We start from the raw sequence: 18,267 nt of genomic DNA, 5'->3' as shown, positions 1-18,267 counted from the left end.
ATCCTTTGTAAATAGGATATAAGGCTTATCAAAGTGTTTAATTCTTATCACTTGATATGTTTTATAATAACGATTTTAGTTTAACATAATACTCTATGGTTTGGGGTTCAAAAGACGGGTTGTATAATAATGCAGAAGGATGTGTAATTGGGAATATTTTCATTCCATTTAAAAATAATAGTTGTCCGTTTATATCTTTAAAACTCATTCCTAATTCTGAAGCGTTAGCCTTATATTTAGTTAATATTGATCGACTTGCATAATAGCCCAATGGAACTATTATTTCAGGTTTAATAATTTTAATTTCTTCATCTAAAATATAACTACACGATTCAATTTCCTTTTGTTTTGGCTTACGGTTCTTAGGTAATGTACATTTTATCAAATTAGTCATAAAAACGGACTCTCTCTCAATTTGGGCTGCTTGTAGTAGTCTATTAAAAACCTTACCCGAAGGACCAATAAACATTTTATTCGCAGTATCTTCTTTAGTTCCTGGAGAAAGAGCAATAAACATGATGCGTGCATTTATATTTCCTTCGCCAGTAAGTGCATGTTGCCTTGTAAGTGATAATTTGCAGTTTTCACAAGTTTTGATTTGAGAATTAATAGTGTTTAATAAAATCTGTTTTTCTGATAAATTAATTTGTCCCATAATTTAAGGGGTAATTGAAATGTTCTGTAATTCTAGGAAAATTTTATAAATATTTATGTACTTATTTGTTGCATAGTCTTTTTCCCATCTGAACCCATTCAAGTTGATTTGTGATGCAAAAATAATCTATTTTAGGTGATTTTGTTGATTATTGTGAACATAGTAGGATTAAAAACTTGGTGGGTAATTGTAAAAATAGCTGTGTTTTTTTTTCAGTCATCCATGGGGTAGTTATACTGTTTTGTTGAGATATTATGCTCACTAACTTATGCTGTGTCGGATATAACAGTGTGTATTTCGTTATATCCAGCACAGCAAAAAAGTGATTTGTGTAGCGTATTTTTAAGCGATTTACTTATGTGTTTACCTGTTAAAAGTCGTCAGAGAATGACTTTACAGATTCATAAGAAAAACGATTTAGTTTAATTATTTTATTTAGGAGCTTTCCCCTGATTTGCTACTGAGTTCATCGCTTTATTAATCTCATCTTCATTGCCAAGATAATATTTGGCGACAACTTTAAAATCATCATTTAGATCATAAACTAAAGGAATACCCGTAGGAATATTTACTTTTAATATCTCGTCGTTTGATAAATTATCTAAATATTTAACTAAAGCTCTCAAACTATTTCCATGTGCAACAATTAATACTTTTTTGTTCTTATGAATATCTGGTTCTATAGTGTTTGTCCAATAGGGTAAAAAACGTTCTATTGTGTCTTTTAAGCATTCTGTTGCTGGTAATAATTCCTTCTTAATTTCGTTGTATTTAGTTTCATTGGCTGGATGCCTGTTGTCTTCAATGTCCAATTCAGGAGGTCTTACATCGTAACTTCTACGCCATCTTAAAACTTGTTCTTCGCCATATTTTTCGACTGTTTCTGCTTTGTTTAAACCTTGTAAGCTTCCGTAACTTTTTTCATTTAACTTCCAGGAGCGATATACTGGGATCCATGCTAAATCCATCTCATCTAACACATTCCATAGGGTGTGAATTGCTCTTTTTAATACTGAAGTATAAGCTACATCAAAGGTATATCCCTCTTTTTTTAGTAATTGACCTGCATTTTTTGCTTCTTGAATTCCATTTTTTGTTAAATCAACATCCGTCCATCCAGTAAACCGATTTTCTTTATTCCATTGACTTTCTCCGTGTCTTAATAAAACTAATTTCATCTTTATATCTTTTAAAGTTAAAATCTAATAGTAAGATTCATATTTTCATAATAAGTCCATAAATCGTGTTCTTAAATTTTCGGATAAATAAGTTCTTTTTGATTCTGAAAGCAAAGAAATTATCTCTATCCATTTTTTGATTTTGAACTTGACATTAAGTTACTAAAAGGAATGCTTTCTTGTGCAAAAAAACTAACAAAAATAAGATATGTTTTGATTTTGGAATGTGGCTAATTAAGATAGCAACATGTAATAAAACAAAGAGATTAGGGGATAAGGATACTTAAATTTCAATAGGATTCTTAAAAGATTATTGCTCGTATGGTTACAAGTATCTACATAAACTTTTTATAATGATGTTTGTAAGAAACATAGAGAATAAACTAATATCAAGATTTTAATATGTAGTAATTCACTTATTAGTCAATTGTTTAGGTGGTGTTGTCTTGTGAGGAAACATGGCATTTATTGTAAATACTTCAAGGCAATCTGTAGTTATCATTATAATATTTGTAATAAGATATTAATGCCTCTTAATAAATGCTAATCACGATGGGGTACAAAAATGTTTTATGGATCATTTTCATGAGTTTTAAATGAAAACGCCATATATGCGACACTCTATTTAAAAATTTGTTTTTTTTATAAAATTTGAGATATAGTATTCCCAAAATTGGACAAAACTTTAATCGGATGAATAGGTTTAACTATTCGTCCGATTAAGGTATTGTCAGTTAGGTGATTATTGTACTAAAGACAATTGGTTCAAATGATTATTGATTATTCCAATTTCTTCTGTTGTCAAACTTGCGTCCAAGGCTTTAGCATTTTGAATGGCTTGTTCTGCATTTCTTGCTCCAACTAAAGCAATGGTAATACCAGGTTGTTCTATTGTCCATAAAATAACCAGTTGTGCTAGGGTTAATCCTTTTGCATCGGCAATAGGTTTAATCTTTTCCATAAATACATTGGTGCGTCGAAGGTTTTCGTCTGTAAAAAATGGTCTTATAGCACGTTGATCGCCTTCAGCAAATTTATGACCTGGTTTCATTTTCCCGGTTAATAAACCTTTTTCAAGTGGACTGTAAGCTAGAATTCCTTTTCCGTTTTCAAGACAATATGGTACTACTTTTTCTTCGATACCGCGTGATGCCATGCTGTAGGAAACCTGGTTAGATGCTAGACTCATGTATTTCTCGGCCTCAGCAAACTGTTCTTCATTAAAATTGCAAACACCTGCATAACGAATTTTTCCTTCTTTGATCAGTTGGTTAACCGCATCCATTGTTTCTTCAATAGGAGTGGTAACATCTGGCCAGTGTAGTTGGTAAAGATCAATATAATCGGTTCCCAAACGTTTCAAACTAGCTTCACACTCTGCTATGATACTTTCTCTACCAGCATATTTGTAAATATCGATAGCTTTTCCATTGTTATCTTGGCTTTGAAAAACCAAAGTGCCTTTTGCTAAATCCCAACGCATTCCGAATTTGTTGAGAATTTGTATTTTATCGCGAGGAATATCTTTAATTGCTTCTCCAACAATTTTTTCACTTACGCCTTGTCCATATATTGGGGCAGTATCAATAGAGGTTACGCCTAAGTCATAAGCGGCTTTTATCGCTTCTACAGCAGATTTTTGTTCTGTGCCTCCCCAAAACCAACCACCAATGGCAAATGAACCAAATGTAACGGCTGAAAGGTTAAGATCTGTGTTTCCTAATTTTCTGTATTTCATATGTGTAAATATTTATAAATTTTAATATCTAATTTGTATTATTAGCATTTTATTTAATGATATACATTAAGTGTTTTTTCTACCATATTAGGTCTTCATTTGTTCTACGAATAGGGGGTGTTTTTTTGTTTCTTTTACGCCATTATTCGTGCGACTACATAATTATCAAAGTCCGTTTTTTAATTTTAAGGATGTTTAATATTGAACCCTCAATCACTGTAATACCAATGCCTGAAACACGGCTCTATTATGAGATGTTTCTTCAAAATGTCGAAAAATATATGTTTTTTATGATCTTACGAACATGTGTTCGTTCTAATACTATGCGTTGTGACAGTCTTCGATTAGATGGTAATTTATACCAGTTTTCAATTGTCCAGAAGAATTTATAGTCACAAATTCGCATGATAATAATACGAACTAGCTTCTCTATTTCTATAGATTTAAATAGAGATCGTTTATTGTGCATATATTACTTTTTGCCATTTCAATATCTGATTAATTGGCTATTGGTACTCCAAAAGTAAATCTATTTCATGAAAGAACAAGATTTTTTCTGTTAAAATATTTTTAATCCAAAATTAAATCACCTATAAATTTGTTGCATCTTGCGTTTAAAATCCAGTATTATAGATGTTTGTGCGAGTTGGTGAGTTTGACTTCTAATAATTTAAATTTCACTTTACTATCTAAGTAGATTAAAGATTTTAATCTCTAGATATTGGTCGACCAGTTTATTTCGTTTCGAAATTTCAAATTGTATCTTAAAAAATAAATATGTTTCCCCAATAATTGATGGGTAAATTTTAAAAATATAATTAGTCGGCAGTTCTTGATTCTATTTTTAGGACATATAATAAAGTGTGATGATAATTGTAGAATTTATTACAAATAATTTTAGTCGAAGAAACTGTCTAACCCATTATTGTTTTTTACAACTTTAACAAGGTTTAAGTGCAAGTATTGAGAAAGTGAAAAATATTATTGGTTGAGAATACGTCAATTATGTAAGTAAATTAAAGAAGCTAGAGTTATTTCTAGAATTCGGGTATTTGAATTAAGATGTTATTTGTTTTATTGCGTTTCCCTTTGTCACGGCTCTTTTGCTTTAACCTTTATATATTCTGTATGTTACTCGATGATAATTACAAAACTAATAATGATTAAATGCTGTAAAAGTATGTTAGCTAATTTTTTGATGTAAGTGTAAAAAAATTAGCTGTCTAATTTAATGCTGTCTTAGACATCCTTACCTATTGTTTTAATTATTGATAATAGCTTATTATTTTCTTCTTGAATACCAATCGAAATTCGATAATATCCATTTATCCAATCATCTGCCAGATTGCAGATATTAAGCCCTTCATCTTTTAGTTTTTTGCCAAATCCGGGGGTGTTCGTTTTTATCAAAATAAAATTAGCTTTTCCAGGGAATACCTGAATTCCTATTTTTAAGAGTTCCTTTTCTATTCTTATTTTTTCAGCCAGTATTTTAGCCACATTTGCTGTCATGTATTCAGGGGTGTTTAATGATTCAATAGCAGCAAACAGTGTTGGAGTAGAAAGATTAACTGGGAAGTCGGAGAAATGTTCTTTAAAATAATCACCCATTAGCAAATACCCCATTCTGAGTCCAGCCAAAGAAAAAGCTTTGTCCATGGTTCTTGCTATTGCAAGCCTAGGATATTTTTCAAGCATACTTGCGAAGGTTTGCCCTGAAAATTCGTAATATGCTTCGTCTACGACTAATAGAACATCTTTATTTTTAAGGACCTTTTCGGCAGTGTCCTCGTTAATCAGAATTTTACCAGTAGGATTATTGGGATTATCAATAATTATCAGTGAAGGTTCACTCAATTCGTTTAATAAAAGTTCAGGATCTAAATCAAAATTTGGCGGAGAGATTTGAATCTTTGTTATTCTAGTTGCTTGTTTTAAGGCGTATTGAGTTACGGGAAAAAATGAGGGGTTTATTCTGATTATTTTCCTGTCTTTTGAGAAAATATTAATGATTTCTCGTAACAACAAATTTGAACCATGACTTAGGACAATTCGCTCAGTGGGGACATTATTGTATTGCCCCAAGAGTTCTTTTAATTCCATGATATCTTTCGGCTCAGAATATCTATTTGCCTTTTCTAATCCCTTTATTGCAGCCTCTTTAATATTTTCGGATAGAGGATAAGGATTTTCATTTTTTTGTAGATTGATTGTCATTTTACATCAATTAATGTTTCTGATTTATATCCGGTAATTACTTTGCAATGTCCTTTTAAACCTTCATCTACTTTAACGTCTCCAGTATCAACTCTAAGACATTCTAATCTGCTTATTTTATCTTCTGTTGCAACAACAATTAAATTTTCTTTCCCAATTAGTTTTATAACCTCTGGGGTAAATTGCTTGCTTGCTCTACCTAAAATAAAGCCATTTCCTCCAATTGGTGTCAGGATGATTTTATTCTTTTTGTATTTTTTAATTAATTCAAGTAAGCCTTTTTCATTCAAGTCTTTTCCAATTAATTTTTTGTTAAAAACGGCATCTATACCCAACAAACTTTTTTCCACACCTATTTTATCAGCAATTGTTTTTAAAGTTGTTCCAGGACCTAGAATATACAGCGTATCTGTCTCAATATTTTCAAATATATATTGTGATATTTCTTCTTTGCTGATTTTTTCGGGTTTAGTTATATTAGAAGGTTCTTTTTTACCTTGTAAGAGACTTGGGTTTTTCGGCACTTTGAGGTATCCATACAATTTAGCTGCCAATTTTCCATTTCTAAAGGCTTCTTCGTCAATATCAAGAACTTCTTTTTCGATTAGTTCGTCTGTTTTATTATTGATAATTTCTGCAGCAGCAAATGTTGAAAGCGCAAATACCGGACTAAACATTTTGACTCCCGAAGGGATTCCCACAACAGGAATTGTTAATCCCAAAACATCGTAAACATCTCTTGCAGTTCCATCACCACCAACGAAAATTAAAAGGTCTATACCTTTTACAAGCATTTCCCGAATAATTCTTTTCGTATCATCAGCATTTGTTTCTGCTTCAATTTTAGATATAACTTCATATTTAAAATCGAACTTTTTAATGTAATCCTCACCCATTTTGCCAGGTGCAGTAATGAAATAGAGATCTTTTCTATTAACTAAGGCAAGTGTTTTTTTGATTCTTTCAGGAGTTGTTGGTTGTGCGCCTAGTTCAATCGCCTTTTTATATGTTTTACCATCAGTGCCTTTTAAACCAACACTGCCTCCCATTCCTGCTATGGGATTTACTATTAAACCGATAGATTTCATATTGATAATTTTAATGCCAATTTGTTTATGCTTAGATGTTTATAGTGTACTGAATTAGCAGTGAGCTGAATAATGCTCAGGATTAACCAACTCACGATATTTTGCAACGACATTCTTAAAATCTTCCCAAACAGGGCGTTTAAGGGTTGGATTCCGAAGTAAAGCTGAAGGGTGATAGGTAGGCATGACTAATCTGTCTTTCCAATCAATCCATTGTCCTCTTATTTGAGTAATTCTGGCGTTTGGGTCAATTAGTTCTTTTAAGGCTGTTGCACCTAAAAGGATAATAATTTTGGGGTTTACGAGTTCAATTTGTTGATATAAATAGGGGAGACATGCTGCTTTTTCAGTGTCATTGGGTTGTCTGTTATCGGGAGGTCTACATTTCACAATATTACTAATGAAAATATGCTCATCTCGGCTGAAACCACTTGCAGTCAGTATTTTATCTAATAGTTCACCAGATTTTCCTTGAAATACGATTCCGCTTTTATCTTCATAATATCCGGGTCCTTCTGCTATTAGCATTATTTCAGCATTAGGGTTGCCATTACCAAATACAACATTGTTTCTTGTTTGGCTTAATGGACATTTTTCACAGACTAATACTTCTTGTTTTAATGTTTCAAAATCATTCATTATAAATAATTTAACTTGTTTTGGTACACTTCCCAATCTTATATTGTGGTAGGTTTTATTAATGTAACAAATTTGTCTTATTCTTTATTTTAAACAAAAACTATAAACAGTATCTTCAACCATATCTACATTATGCATCATTCGAAACTTAGTTGATTTTATAAATTGAAACCCAATTTCGTCCAGTTTTGAGAAGGCAAGTTTTATGTCAACACCACCAGGATGGGGAATTGCAGCCGGATAAATACATATGATTCCTTCTGGTTTTAATACACGAAAGAAATATGAGAAAAGTAAATCCCAATCTTTTATATATTGTAAGACATCAAAAACAAAAATAGAATCAATGCTTTTATCAGGTATTGTATTGCTTGTTTCTAAGTTGTTTATATTTAGAAAACTAACAGTATTTGTATTCGAAAATAAGGGAAGTCGTTTTTGAAGAATAGCCATTGTATTTTCATCTTGTTCAACTGCATAAACATGACCATCTTTTCCAACAATCTTAGATAAGGGTATTGTATATCGACCTTCTCCACAACCAAAATCAATTACATAATCACTATTTTTCACGCCTAAATCTTTGAGCATTTTTGCTTCTTCACTTTGTAACCACAATGTTTCATGCGTTGATATTTCCATTATATATCTCCTGTTTCCCTATTAATGCTTATAAAAAAATTACGTTCAAAAGGTTTATTTATTCCATTTTTGGATATCTACCATAATTGGATATGTTTACCCTTAGTGCTAGTTGTCTGAAATCGTTGGGGAGTGTAATTTTGTATCTTAACATAACAATTTTTAATAACTACGAATCCCAATGTTTTTATGGCAGCTTGTATGTTCTTTGAATGGTAAATTTAATAAAGTTCTTTTATAATGTTAAGTTTTGTAGATGAAAAGTATTTAGGACTAAGAGCTTTATGTATTATGTCGGAATGAAGTGGAGACTATGATAAAATAGGGGATTAGGCAAATGGCAACAGTTTTAAATAACAAGTAGTCTAGGACTTGTGAAATCGTGAATCTTGTTTTATATAGACACGAAGTCGCTTAAGGGATGCGATGCTCTTTATTTGGAAATTACCTGCATAGCTAAGAGAACGGAAAGGATTATGTTGTTTATGGCTTGCGTTAAGCTGAAGATGATGTAGAACAGGTTTAAATAAAATCTATCCTTTTTAGGGTAAGAAGTATTGTTAATTACGACAGGTTGATTCTGCTGATTTTACGAATTTTTATAGTGTGAGTGGGCTCTTAGCTGAGTATAATATAGTGGAAGCTTAATTAATTGTATGTTGTATTCTACAGTTGTATTACCCTCGTAAATCTAAATCTTTTAAACCCTGCTGATTCTTAATAATTATTTCTTTACCTGCCAGACTTATTAATTCATCATTTTCAAATTCTTTTAAAAACTTCACTGTACTTTCAACCGTTATAGAAGCAAAATCGGCAATGTTTTGTCGAGATAAAAACTGAAAAATATTCTCATTTTGAAATTCTTCAGAGGATAAATATAAAATGGCAGAGGCCAATTTACCTCTCATCTGTTTGTACGATAAATTCTTTATAATATCGATATATCTGCTTTCATTCAAATTATTTTTAGCAGTCATCTTCATTGCAAAATCTGCATTTCTCATAGTGACTTTTTTCAATGCCTCTTTTTCTATCATACAAAAAGTTGAATCGCTAAGTGCAACTGCAGAATATTGATAGGTTTTTTTATTGAATACTGATGAAAATGCCATGTAGTCGCCTTGGCGAGCAATGTTGATGTTTATCTGTTTCGATTTTCCAACTTGCAAGTACACTAAGGCTAAACCTTTGTTTACAAATAGCACATGAGGTGCAAATGCACCCTGTTTAAAGATCGTTTCGCCCTTTAGATATGAAACTTGTATTTTATTCTCGTTTAAAAAATCAATATCTTCTTGAGGTAAATGACTAAAACAACCAGAAATGTTTTCAATATTATTTGATTCCATGCGTTCTGAAATACATTTTTAAAGTGTGATGTAAAGTGCTTGTAATGTTTGTGTTGAATTGAAAAATAAAGTTGTGTGCTCTTCTTTCAACTACATCCAATTAAAGTAAAATTATTATTTTATAAGATTTTTACTATAAAAAGATAACCTAAATCAAGTATTAGTCCAATGGCATTGTTTTGTCTATACACAGGTTTCAAAATAACTTTGTGTCGATAAACAAATTCATAAAATGAAACGAATTGCAATACCAATTGAGAGAGGCAAACTTAGTGAATATTTTGGAAACTGTAATCATTTCGAAATTTTTGAAATCGATGAAAGGTTTACTGAAAAAAACAGACTTGAGGTCCCTTTTAAGTTAAAAACAGAATTGCCCAATTGGTTAGCAAGTGAAGGTGTAACTGATGTTATAATGTATAAAATAGATAAGTTAATTCTTAAAATGTTTCAAACACATAAGATGAATCTATTTATAGGAGTTAGAATCGATTATCCAAATAATATTATTAACGATTATATTGATGGAAAGCTTTACTCTGATGATACAATTATTTCAGAAATAATAGATGACAATGAATAAGAATATAAAATTTGCATTTGCAGTAAATCATTCAAATACATTTGAATCGCGTCATTTTGGTGATGCCGATAAATTTTTAGTTTTTGAATGGAATGGAAGTGAGATGTTATTACAAGATGAATTAATTAACATCTTCAAATCCTTTGACGAAGCACAAGAACACGGTTCCCAAAAGAAAGGAAAGTCAATCATTGAATTATTACAAAAAAACAACATACAAGTACTCGTATCAAAGCAGTTTGGGCTTAATATAAAAATGGTTAATCAATTTTTTATACTCGTAGTTATCGACAAAGAAACAAGCGACGAAGTGCTTAAGATTCTGAGTAATCATATTGTTTGGATTGAAGATGAGCTGCAAAATAACCTAAATGATTTTAAATTATTTTCAATCAGAAAAGGGATATTAAAAACCATAATTACTAAGAAGAAATAATAGAGAATGCCAATAGCCGAAAACATATCAAAACACAATTTCAAATCCTTTTTATGGCATGCTGTTTTTTTGGCTTTTGCCCAAAATTTCATGGACGTTGATACAGTAATTCCCGCTATGGTTATTGAAGCCGGAGGTAATTCATTTCATGTGGGTATTATGGCTGCTATAATGATGGGAGGTTCTAGTTTTACACAATTATTTTTTGCTCCTGTATTAAGCAATGTTCCATTCAAAAAAAGGTATTTATTAGCAGGAATTAATTTACGAATTATTTCACTATTTGCTTTAGCACTTATATTATACCTATTTGCCACTAATAGTAATGTTTCTATACTCTGGATTCTGTTTCTATTAATTTCAATATTCTCATTTAGTGGTGCTTTTACCAATATTAGTTATATCGATATATTAGGTAAATCGATATCAAAAGTTAAACGGAAATCATTCTTTTCTACTCGGCAAATTGTTGGGGGAGTTATTATATTATCGACAGCATTCCTTGCAAAACAAGTTTTGTCTAGCTCTTCTTTTCCACAGAACTATTCCATTATGTTTTTAATTGGAGGTGCTGCATTGTTGTTTGCTTCATTTGGATTTTGGAACATTAAAGAAACAGAACCATCGGGGACAAAAATCTCAGGATTAAAGAATTTTGTTCACAACATGATACATGAACTAAAGAGCAATAAAAAATTAATTTATTTTCTCGGATTTATTAATACTCAAGGCATTATTATTTCATTTATTCCTTTTGTAATGCTTTATGCTAAAGAAACATTTCACACACAAGCTTCAGACACTGGATTGTTTTTGCTTTTTAAAGTTATAGGCGTCGTATCAATGAGTCTTATTGTATTGGTTTATAGCAAAAAACTCAAGTATAATTCGCTATTATATATCAATGCTATCATTTCAATTACACTTGCTGTGATGATTCTTTTTATTCCGAATGCTGCTTGGTTAAAATGGGTGTTCATTTTAGGCGGTTTCGCTGTTTCACTTTATATGATAACATTAAATGGTGTGTTACTTGAAATATCGGGGAACGAAAATCGTGCCCTATATACAGGATTAGTTGGAGCAGGGAATATCATCCCAACCATTTTTCCATTAATATCTGGTAGTGTAATCAGTAAATTAGGTTATCCATTTTTCTATATTTTGTTTATTCTAATTGTATCCACTTCTTTCTTCTTTATACATAAACTTCGCTGTAAAAATTAAAATTATAAAACGATGAGTAAAAAAACATTAATAATTGGGGCAAGCATAAATCCTGAACGCTATTCTTATAAAGCTGCTGAAAAGTTATTGGCACACAAACATGAAATTTACATGATTGGTAATAGACCTGGAGTTTTGTTCGATCGTGAGATTACTAAAGAACAAAAGGCTTATACTGATGTTGATACGGTAACGATGTATGTATCAGCAAAAAATCAAACAGGGTATTGCGATTATATCATATCCTTAAAACCTCGAAGAGTACTTTTTAACCCAGGTACAGAAAATGCTGACTTTGCAAAACGATTAGAAAAAAATGGAATAGCTACAGAAGAAGCATGTACGCTGGTATTATTATCTACAAACGCATATTAATAGTAAACTTAAATACACAATAAAAATGAATTACGATATTGTTATTATTGGAGGTAATCCTGCTGGTGGAACTGCTGCTTTGTCGGCCAAAATGCTCAATAAGGATAAATCAGTATTAGTTATAAGAAAAGAGCCAGAGTCTCTTATTCCTTGTGGTATACCTTATACTTTTGGGACGCTTAAACGTGTTGAGGATAATATTAAAAGCATAGAACCTGCTAAGAAAATGGGAGTCGATTTTCTTATCGACGAGGTAACCAAGATTGATAGTGATAAAAAATGTTTGACTTTAAAAAACAGTAGTGAGGTTTACTATGAAAAGTTGATTGTAGCTACTGGTTCTACGCCATTTGTTCCAACTATTGAAGGTGCTGACTTAGATGGTGTAGTAACAATTCGAAAAGAATTGGAATACATTAAATCAATTCAGCCAATATTAGAAAAAGGGAAAGATATTGTTATTATCGGAGCTGGTTTTATTGGTGTTGAGATGGGTGATGAACTATCAAAACTGGATGGGAAAGTAACATTAATCGAAGCAATGGATTCAATTTTACCTTTGGCTTTTGATAAAGATATGATTACTCCTGTTTCTGAAGTGTTGACAAATCATGGCGTTGATATTCACACCAACACAATGGTCGATAAAATATTAGGTGAAAATGGTAATGTCTCAGGTGTGAAATTAAAAAGTGGCGAAGTCATTAAAGCCGATAGGGTGATTCTTGCTATTGGTTATAGACCCAATATAGCTTTGGCTAAAGATTGTGGTTTGAATATTGGGATTTATGGAGGAATTGTTACTGATGAATACCTAAGAACTAGCATAAAAGATATATCTGCAGTGGGGGATTGTGTTGAGCATAAAGATTTCTTTACTCAAAAACAATCGAGGTTAATGCTTGCTTCAACAGGAGCTTCGGAAGCGCGCATTGCCGGAATGAATTTATATAATCTTAATGTCATTAGACAAACAAAAGGTAGTATCGCTATTTTTTCAACTTCATTAGGTGATATATCGATGGGAGCAGCAGGATTAACCGAAATGCAAGCTAATGCTGAAAGTTTTCATATTATTATAGGTCAAAATGTGGGAGTCAATCATCATCCAGCTCTATTACCAAACACATCGAAACAGATCGTTAAATTAATTTTCTCAAAAGGAAGTGGTATTATTCTAGGTGCTCAAATTATTGGAGGACATTCAACGGGCGAAATGATAAATATACTAGGTTTAGCTATTCAGAAGAATATGACAGCTTCTGAGTTGGCAATTATGCAATACGGGACACAACCTACACTTACAGCAGGTCCAGGTAATTACCCTATTGTAATGGCTGCAATGAGTGCTATGCAAAAAATGAATAAATAAAATAAACTAATTGGTATTCGTAATAATCAATATAATGAATACTAGTTTTATGCTGATCTATTACGTCTTTTATAGATTTGCTAGTAAGGTCTTAATATAAAGACAGAATTATAAAAAAAATATGAAGAAGCAGTGAGGCATGACCTTACTGCTTTTTTTGCGCCTAAGAAATAATATACAATGAGCGACGTTTAATTTATCCAAAAAGAAGACCCAAGCTAATGTTAGACGCTGATTAAATCTAATTTTCAATCTATAACAGGCTTTAATGAAAAGTTCTTTGATCTGAAGAGCAAAGGAACGCTATAAGTTGTGTCTAACTAATTGCGATTCACTTTTGCCCATGTTGAATGAAAAATCCCCTCTCAAATCCACCTCACACTTGCGTGTATTGATTACTTATAATCATTTTCTGGTCTAATTTTAAATGCTATAATATAGGTGCTTTAATCTTATCTACTAGCTAAAATAGACATATATGTGCAGATATGTATCTTACTTATTTTTTTTGAATAGTCTTCTCTTTTATTTGATATTTATCATCAAATACAATTGGTCGACCAATTGTATTGGGCGGATATTTAGTGAATATTTGATAATAATTACAACTTTTAACATTGTTAATCTAAAAAATTGAAAAAAAAACAAACCTTTGCATACCTTTAGTATGGGGGTTTGTGGCGATTTTATTTGTGCGTTATAGATTGAAGGCTATAGAATATATTTTGATAGATAAAAAAGTTTTGTAACTTTGGTGTACCAGTTACAGGGCTAGCAGATGCTAGTAGGCAAAATAAGATTATGGAGATATTAGATAATTTTAAAGCAATAGAGGTTGAAAGTCCAGTGGATAAGATTATCCGTCAGATTAGAGATTTGATTATTGCTGGGTATTTAAATCCTGGAGATAAATTACCATCGGAGAGAAAGCTTTCAGAAAAGTTTAGTGTTGGTAGAACGCATATCAGAAATGCAATTAGAAAATTAGAATTTTATGGCATTGTAACAACGAATCCACAAAGTGGGGTATTTGTTAAAGGTGCTGATATAGCAGCCATGAAAGGTTTAATTACTAATGTTATGAAGATAGAAGATCCAGATTTTTACTCTTTAGTTGAGACAAGATGTTTTCTAGAGATTTCTTCAGTTGAAAATGCAGCCTTAAGAAGAAACGATGAAGATTTGAAGAGTTTGGAAGAAGCTTGTAAGGCTTATGAAGATAAGGTCCACCAAAATCTACCTCCTGAGAATGAAGATTTTTTATTCCATTTAAAAATAGCAGAAGCAAGTCACAATTCAGTTAGTAAAACTTTATTGTTAATTGTGCTTCCTGATATTCTTGAAATTTATAGACGTGAACATGTATGTGCAAACGTTGGAGTTAAGAAATCTTTTGTCGAGCATAGAAATATATTTAATGCTATTAAAGAAGGTGATCCCAATTTAGCAGCTAAATATATGAAGGAACATTTAAGCGATGTTTTAGAATTCAGTAGAAAAAAACGTAATCTCTAAATTTGAATCTTACTGATTATTTATAAGTTTCAGTATGAAGCAAGTGGAATAATAAAAAGCAGTTTTAATAATTGCGTATACTTTTTGTGTTAAGGACTGTCAAGATGGGCCCCAGACCTTATTTAACATCAGATAAGTATGACGTGTAAATTTTTAATCTAACCAATTTTACTAAAACAAGTGAAATGAAAAGAAAAATCCTAATGCTAGTGGTTTTATTAACTGGATTTTCTTCCTTTTTGTTTGCTCAGCAAACGATTACGGGGAATGTTGTTGATAAGGCGGATAACTCACCTATAATAGGAGTGAGTGTATATGAAAAAGGTACTACGAATGGTACAGTTACAGACTTTGATGGAAATTACTCATTAAGTGTTTCTGGGGAAGAAAGCACGATTGTCTTCTCGTTTATTGGGTACGTAAGCATTGAGAAACTAGTTGGAACATTAACTAGTCTTAATGTTGTTATGAAATCCGATACCGAAAATCTTGAGGAAGTTGTTGTTGTTGGTTATGGTACTCAAAAGAAATCACATCTTACTGGAGCTATTTCAAAAGTTGTTAATGAGAATATGGAGCAGGTAGCTGTAGCTCGTGTTGATGACGCCTTGGTTGGTAGAATATCAGGTGTTAATATACAAGCTACCGATGGAGGAGCAGGTACAGCGCCAACGATTAGAATTAGAGGAACAGGATCTATAAGTGGTAGTTCTAGTCCATTAATTGTTGTTGATGGTATCGTTGTTGATGCTGATTACCTTGGTAACTTAGATATGAATGATGTCGCTTCATTTGAAGTTTTAAAAGATGCTGCTTCGGCTGCAATTTATGGTTCAAGAGGTGCAAATGGTGTAATCATGATTACATCAAAGGAAGGTAAAGCAGGAAAAACTAAGTTTAACTACAATTCTTATATCGGGTTTAAAGAAGCTCGTATAAGTGATGCTTACGATTTTTCACTTGCTGAAACTGCTGCTGCTGAATTAGCTGCTAATGGTGTACTTTCAGCTAAAACACAATATAAGCAGATGATAGGTGTTGATAGACCTTGGACGGATGTTATTTTTGATGGTGGTACTATTCAAAATCATTCAATTAGTGCAAGAGGTGGAAACGAGAACACAAAATTTAGTACTGCTTTAAATTATTTACATGATGAAGGCGTATTATTAACTGATGATTATAAAAAGTATGGTCTAAAATTAAAATTAGATACGAAGATTTCTGATAAATTCTCATTGGGAGTCAATTTATCACCTACATATTCTGATAGAAGAAGATTTGATGGTTCAACACATGATATCTTACGTCAAACGGTTTGGTTACCAACATATATTACTGATGATAATATTCAATATGTTGATAAATCTACTTATCCTGATGTAAAAGTCGGTGATTATGCAAAACAGCGTCATTTTGATAATTATATGTTGAATGGTGAAGAAGTAGATATTAGTAATACTTCAAATGTAAATCCATATGCTAAAATTAAGGAAAGAGATTATACTTACAAGAAACTCAAATTGTATGGTAGCGTTTATGCAAAGTATAAAATAATGAAGGGATTAAACTTTAAGACTACAATTGGTGGTTCTTTCCAGAATACGGATGTTAGAAGATGGCAAGGACCTTTAGCACACAGAAACGGTGCTAGTAATACTCAGTTGTTTGAATCAAATACAAATAGTATTCACTTGGTGAATGATAACTTCTTTAGCTACAGTAAAAGAATGGGTGATCACGACATTAGTGCTATTTTAGGTGTGTCAGTAGAAACTTGGGAAACTGAGTTCTCTTCGGCTAATGGAACAGATTATGCATTTGATTACATTAAAAATATGAGCGCAGCAGGTACAATCAGTTCAGCTGAATCTGGTGAATACGAAGATCGTTTATTATCGTTCACAGGTAGGGTTAACTATGCGTTCAAAGATAAGTATTTGGCATCAGTTAGTTACAGACGTGATGGTAGTTCACGTTTTGGAGCGGATACTAAATATGGTGACTTTACTGCATTTTCAGTGGGTTGGAGACTTACACAAGAAGATTTCTTAGTAGATAATGATGTTATAGATAATTTAAAACTTCGATTTAGTTATGGTGTAACGGGTAATAATGCAATTGATGCATCCTCAGTTTACGAAGAAAATTATCCTTATTTAGCATTGTTAGAAACTTCTTCAGCGATTGTAAATGGTTCAGCTGCTACTGGTTTTAATGCAATTAATATTTCAAATCCAGATTTAGGATGGGAAAAATCTGTAGAATTTAATCCTGGTCTTGATTTCACCCTTCTTGGAGGTTTACTTTCAGGTTCGGTAGATTATTATAAGAGAACGAGTGAAGACCTAATTTTATCAAATCCTGTTTCATGGACTACTGGTTTTGATGCTGCTCTAATCAATAGAGGTGAGGTAGAAAATAGTGGTATTGAGCTTGAATTGAGGTCTAGAGTTAAAATAACTAATGATTTAACTTGGACTGGTACTTTCATAGCTTCTAAGAATAAAAACAAGTTAACAGATTTTGCTGAATCTAATGGTCAAATTCAAAGTGTTGACTCAAAAAGAGCTGCTGAATGGATTAATCAGGAAGGTAAGCCAATTTCATCATTCTACGGTTGGGTAGTTGATAAAGATATTCCCTTAGAATATATAAATAATCCTTACCATCCAGTTGGAGCAGAAGCTCAAGATGTTTATGTAAAAGATTTAAATGGTGATGGTATCATTGATGATGAAGATAAAGCAATTCTAGGTAACCCTTATCCAGAATTAATTTGGAGTTTTTCTAGTGATTTCAAATATAAAAACTTTGACTTTAGTTTTATGTTCCAAGGATCACATGGAGCTGAGGTAAGAAATATGGGAGATCAATATATGTTTAATCAATTTAATAGTTCACAAGATTTTGATCCAACAATTACACCAAATCAAGAATTTATTAAGCAAAAAATATTTACAGATGATATTGTTCAGGATGCATCATATATAGCATTAAGAAATGTGAATATTGGATACTCATTTGGAAACGAATTATTGGGAAGAACTTTTATTGAAAAAGCAAGAGTTTATGTGTCTGCACAAAACTTACTGTATTTTACAGCGGATAATTATACAGGTTATAATCCTGAGTCTGTAGATTCTACTTCTCCAACTACTTACGGTTATCAGAGAGCGGGATCTCCGATTTATAGAACAATAAGTGTAGGTGTTAACTTAGATTTTTAATCTAAAAAAAAATATGATAG

Annotated in this window: 15 protein-coding genes; 7 read left to right on the top strand and 8 right to left on the bottom strand. The window is 31.8% G+C overall.

Annotated features, from left to right (window positions below; all coding sequences use genetic code 11):
• Nucleotides 1-61: 61 nt before the first annotated feature.
• The 8 genes from EMN46_RS06165 to EMN46_RS06130 all read right to left on the bottom strand — a co-directional run bounded on the left by EMN46_RS06165 (nucleotide 62) and on the right by EMN46_RS06130 (nucleotide 9,509).
• A complete protein-coding gene (locus tag EMN46_RS06165) occupies nucleotides 62-655 on the bottom strand; it encodes a uracil-DNA glycosylase (RefSeq protein WP_154199841.1) in 594 nt (197 codons plus the stop codon).
• A 431-nt stretch (nucleotides 656-1,086) separates the two neighbouring features.
• Entirely contained in the window at nucleotides 1,087-1,833 is a 747-nt protein-coding gene (gene gpmA, locus EMN46_RS06160; protein WP_154199839.1) for a 2,3-diphosphoglycerate-dependent phosphoglycerate mutase, read from the bottom strand.
• 742 nt (nucleotides 1,834-2,575) lie between these two features.
• A complete protein-coding gene (locus EMN46_RS06155) occupies nucleotides 2,576-3,571 on the bottom strand; it encodes an aldo/keto reductase (RefSeq protein ID WP_154199837.1) in 996 nt (331 codons plus the stop codon).
• Nucleotides 3,572-4,810: 1,239 nt separating this feature from the next.
• Nucleotides 4,811-5,788: a histidinol-phosphate transaminase gene (locus tag EMN46_RS06150; protein WP_154199835.1), complete on the bottom strand. Its 978-nt coding sequence runs from the start codon at nucleotides 5,786-5,788 to the stop codon at nucleotides 4,811-4,813.
• A complete protein-coding gene (locus EMN46_RS06145) occupies nucleotides 5,785-6,876 on the bottom strand; it encodes an ATP-NAD kinase family protein (protein ID WP_154199833.1) in 1,092 nt (363 codons plus the stop codon). The genes EMN46_RS06150 and EMN46_RS06145 overlap by 4 nt, the downstream gene beginning before the upstream one ends.
• A 54-nt stretch (nucleotides 6,877-6,930) precedes the next feature.
• Nucleotides 6,931-7,515 (bottom strand): uracil-DNA glycosylase, encoded by a 585-nt coding sequence (locus EMN46_RS06140; protein ID WP_154199831.1) that lies wholly within the window; start codon nucleotides 7,513-7,515, stop codon nucleotides 6,931-6,933.
• Between the two features lie 84 nt (nucleotides 7,516-7,599).
• A complete protein-coding gene (locus EMN46_RS06135) occupies nucleotides 7,600-8,157 on the bottom strand; it encodes a class I SAM-dependent methyltransferase (RefSeq protein WP_154199829.1) in 558 nt (185 codons plus the stop codon).
• Nucleotides 8,158-8,834: 677 nt separating this feature from the next.
• On the bottom strand, nucleotides 8,835-9,509 hold the full coding sequence (locus EMN46_RS06130; protein WP_154199827.1) for a Crp/Fnr family transcriptional regulator: 675 nt from the start codon (nucleotides 9,507-9,509) through the stop codon (nucleotides 8,835-8,837).
• Nucleotides 9,510-9,741: 232 nt separating this feature from the next.
• Here EMN46_RS06130 and EMN46_RS06125 point away from each other — a divergent pair, with 232 nt between their 5' ends.
• The 7 genes from EMN46_RS06125 to EMN46_RS06095 all read left to right on the top strand — a co-directional run bounded on the left by EMN46_RS06125 (nucleotide 9,742) and on the right by EMN46_RS06095 (nucleotide 18,247).
• Nucleotides 9,742-10,092, top strand: a complete 351-nt coding sequence (locus EMN46_RS06125) for a hypothetical protein (RefSeq protein WP_154199825.1) — start codon at nucleotides 9,742-9,744, stop codon at nucleotides 10,090-10,092.
• Nucleotides 10,085-10,528, top strand: coding sequence for a NifB/NifX family molybdenum-iron cluster-binding protein (locus EMN46_RS06120; RefSeq protein ID WP_195715196.1), 444 nt, complete (start codon nucleotides 10,085-10,087; stop codon nucleotides 10,526-10,528). Before EMN46_RS06125 ends, EMN46_RS06120 begins: the two co-directional genes overlap by 8 nt.
• Nucleotides 10,529-10,534: 6 nt before the next feature.
• Nucleotides 10,535-11,755, top strand: a complete 1,221-nt coding sequence (locus EMN46_RS06115; protein WP_154199821.1) for an MFS transporter — start codon at nucleotides 10,535-10,537, stop codon at nucleotides 11,753-11,755.
• A 12-nt stretch (nucleotides 11,756-11,767) separates the two neighbouring features.
• Nucleotides 11,768-12,130, top strand: a complete 363-nt coding sequence (locus tag EMN46_RS06110; protein ID WP_154199819.1) for a CoA-binding protein — start codon at nucleotides 11,768-11,770, stop codon at nucleotides 12,128-12,130.
• Nucleotides 12,131-12,155: 25 nt separating this feature from the next.
• Nucleotides 12,156-13,502: an FAD-dependent oxidoreductase gene (locus tag EMN46_RS06105; protein ID WP_154199817.1), complete on the top strand. Its 1,347-nt coding sequence runs from the start codon at nucleotides 12,156-12,158 to the stop codon at nucleotides 13,500-13,502.
• Nucleotides 13,503-14,303: 801 nt separating this feature from the next.
• Complete coding sequence (locus tag EMN46_RS06100; RefSeq protein ID WP_154199815.1) at nucleotides 14,304-15,017, top strand: FadR/GntR family transcriptional regulator; 714 nt, start codon at nucleotides 14,304-14,306, stop codon at nucleotides 15,015-15,017.
• Between the two features lie 185 nt (nucleotides 15,018-15,202).
• Nucleotides 15,203-18,247, top strand: a complete 3,045-nt coding sequence (locus tag EMN46_RS06095) for a TonB-dependent receptor (RefSeq protein WP_154199813.1) — start codon at nucleotides 15,203-15,205, stop codon at nucleotides 18,245-18,247.
• Nucleotides 18,248-18,267 lie beyond the last annotated feature (20 nt).

Source organism: Ancylomarina sp. 16SWW S1-10-2 (genome assembly GCF_009669305.1).
Taxonomy (GTDB): Bacteria; Bacteroidota; Bacteroidia; order Bacteroidales; family Marinifilaceae; genus Ancylomarina.
The sequence above is the reverse complement of the archived record's forward strand: the minus strand, read 5'-3'. Positions and strand labels throughout refer to the sequence as shown.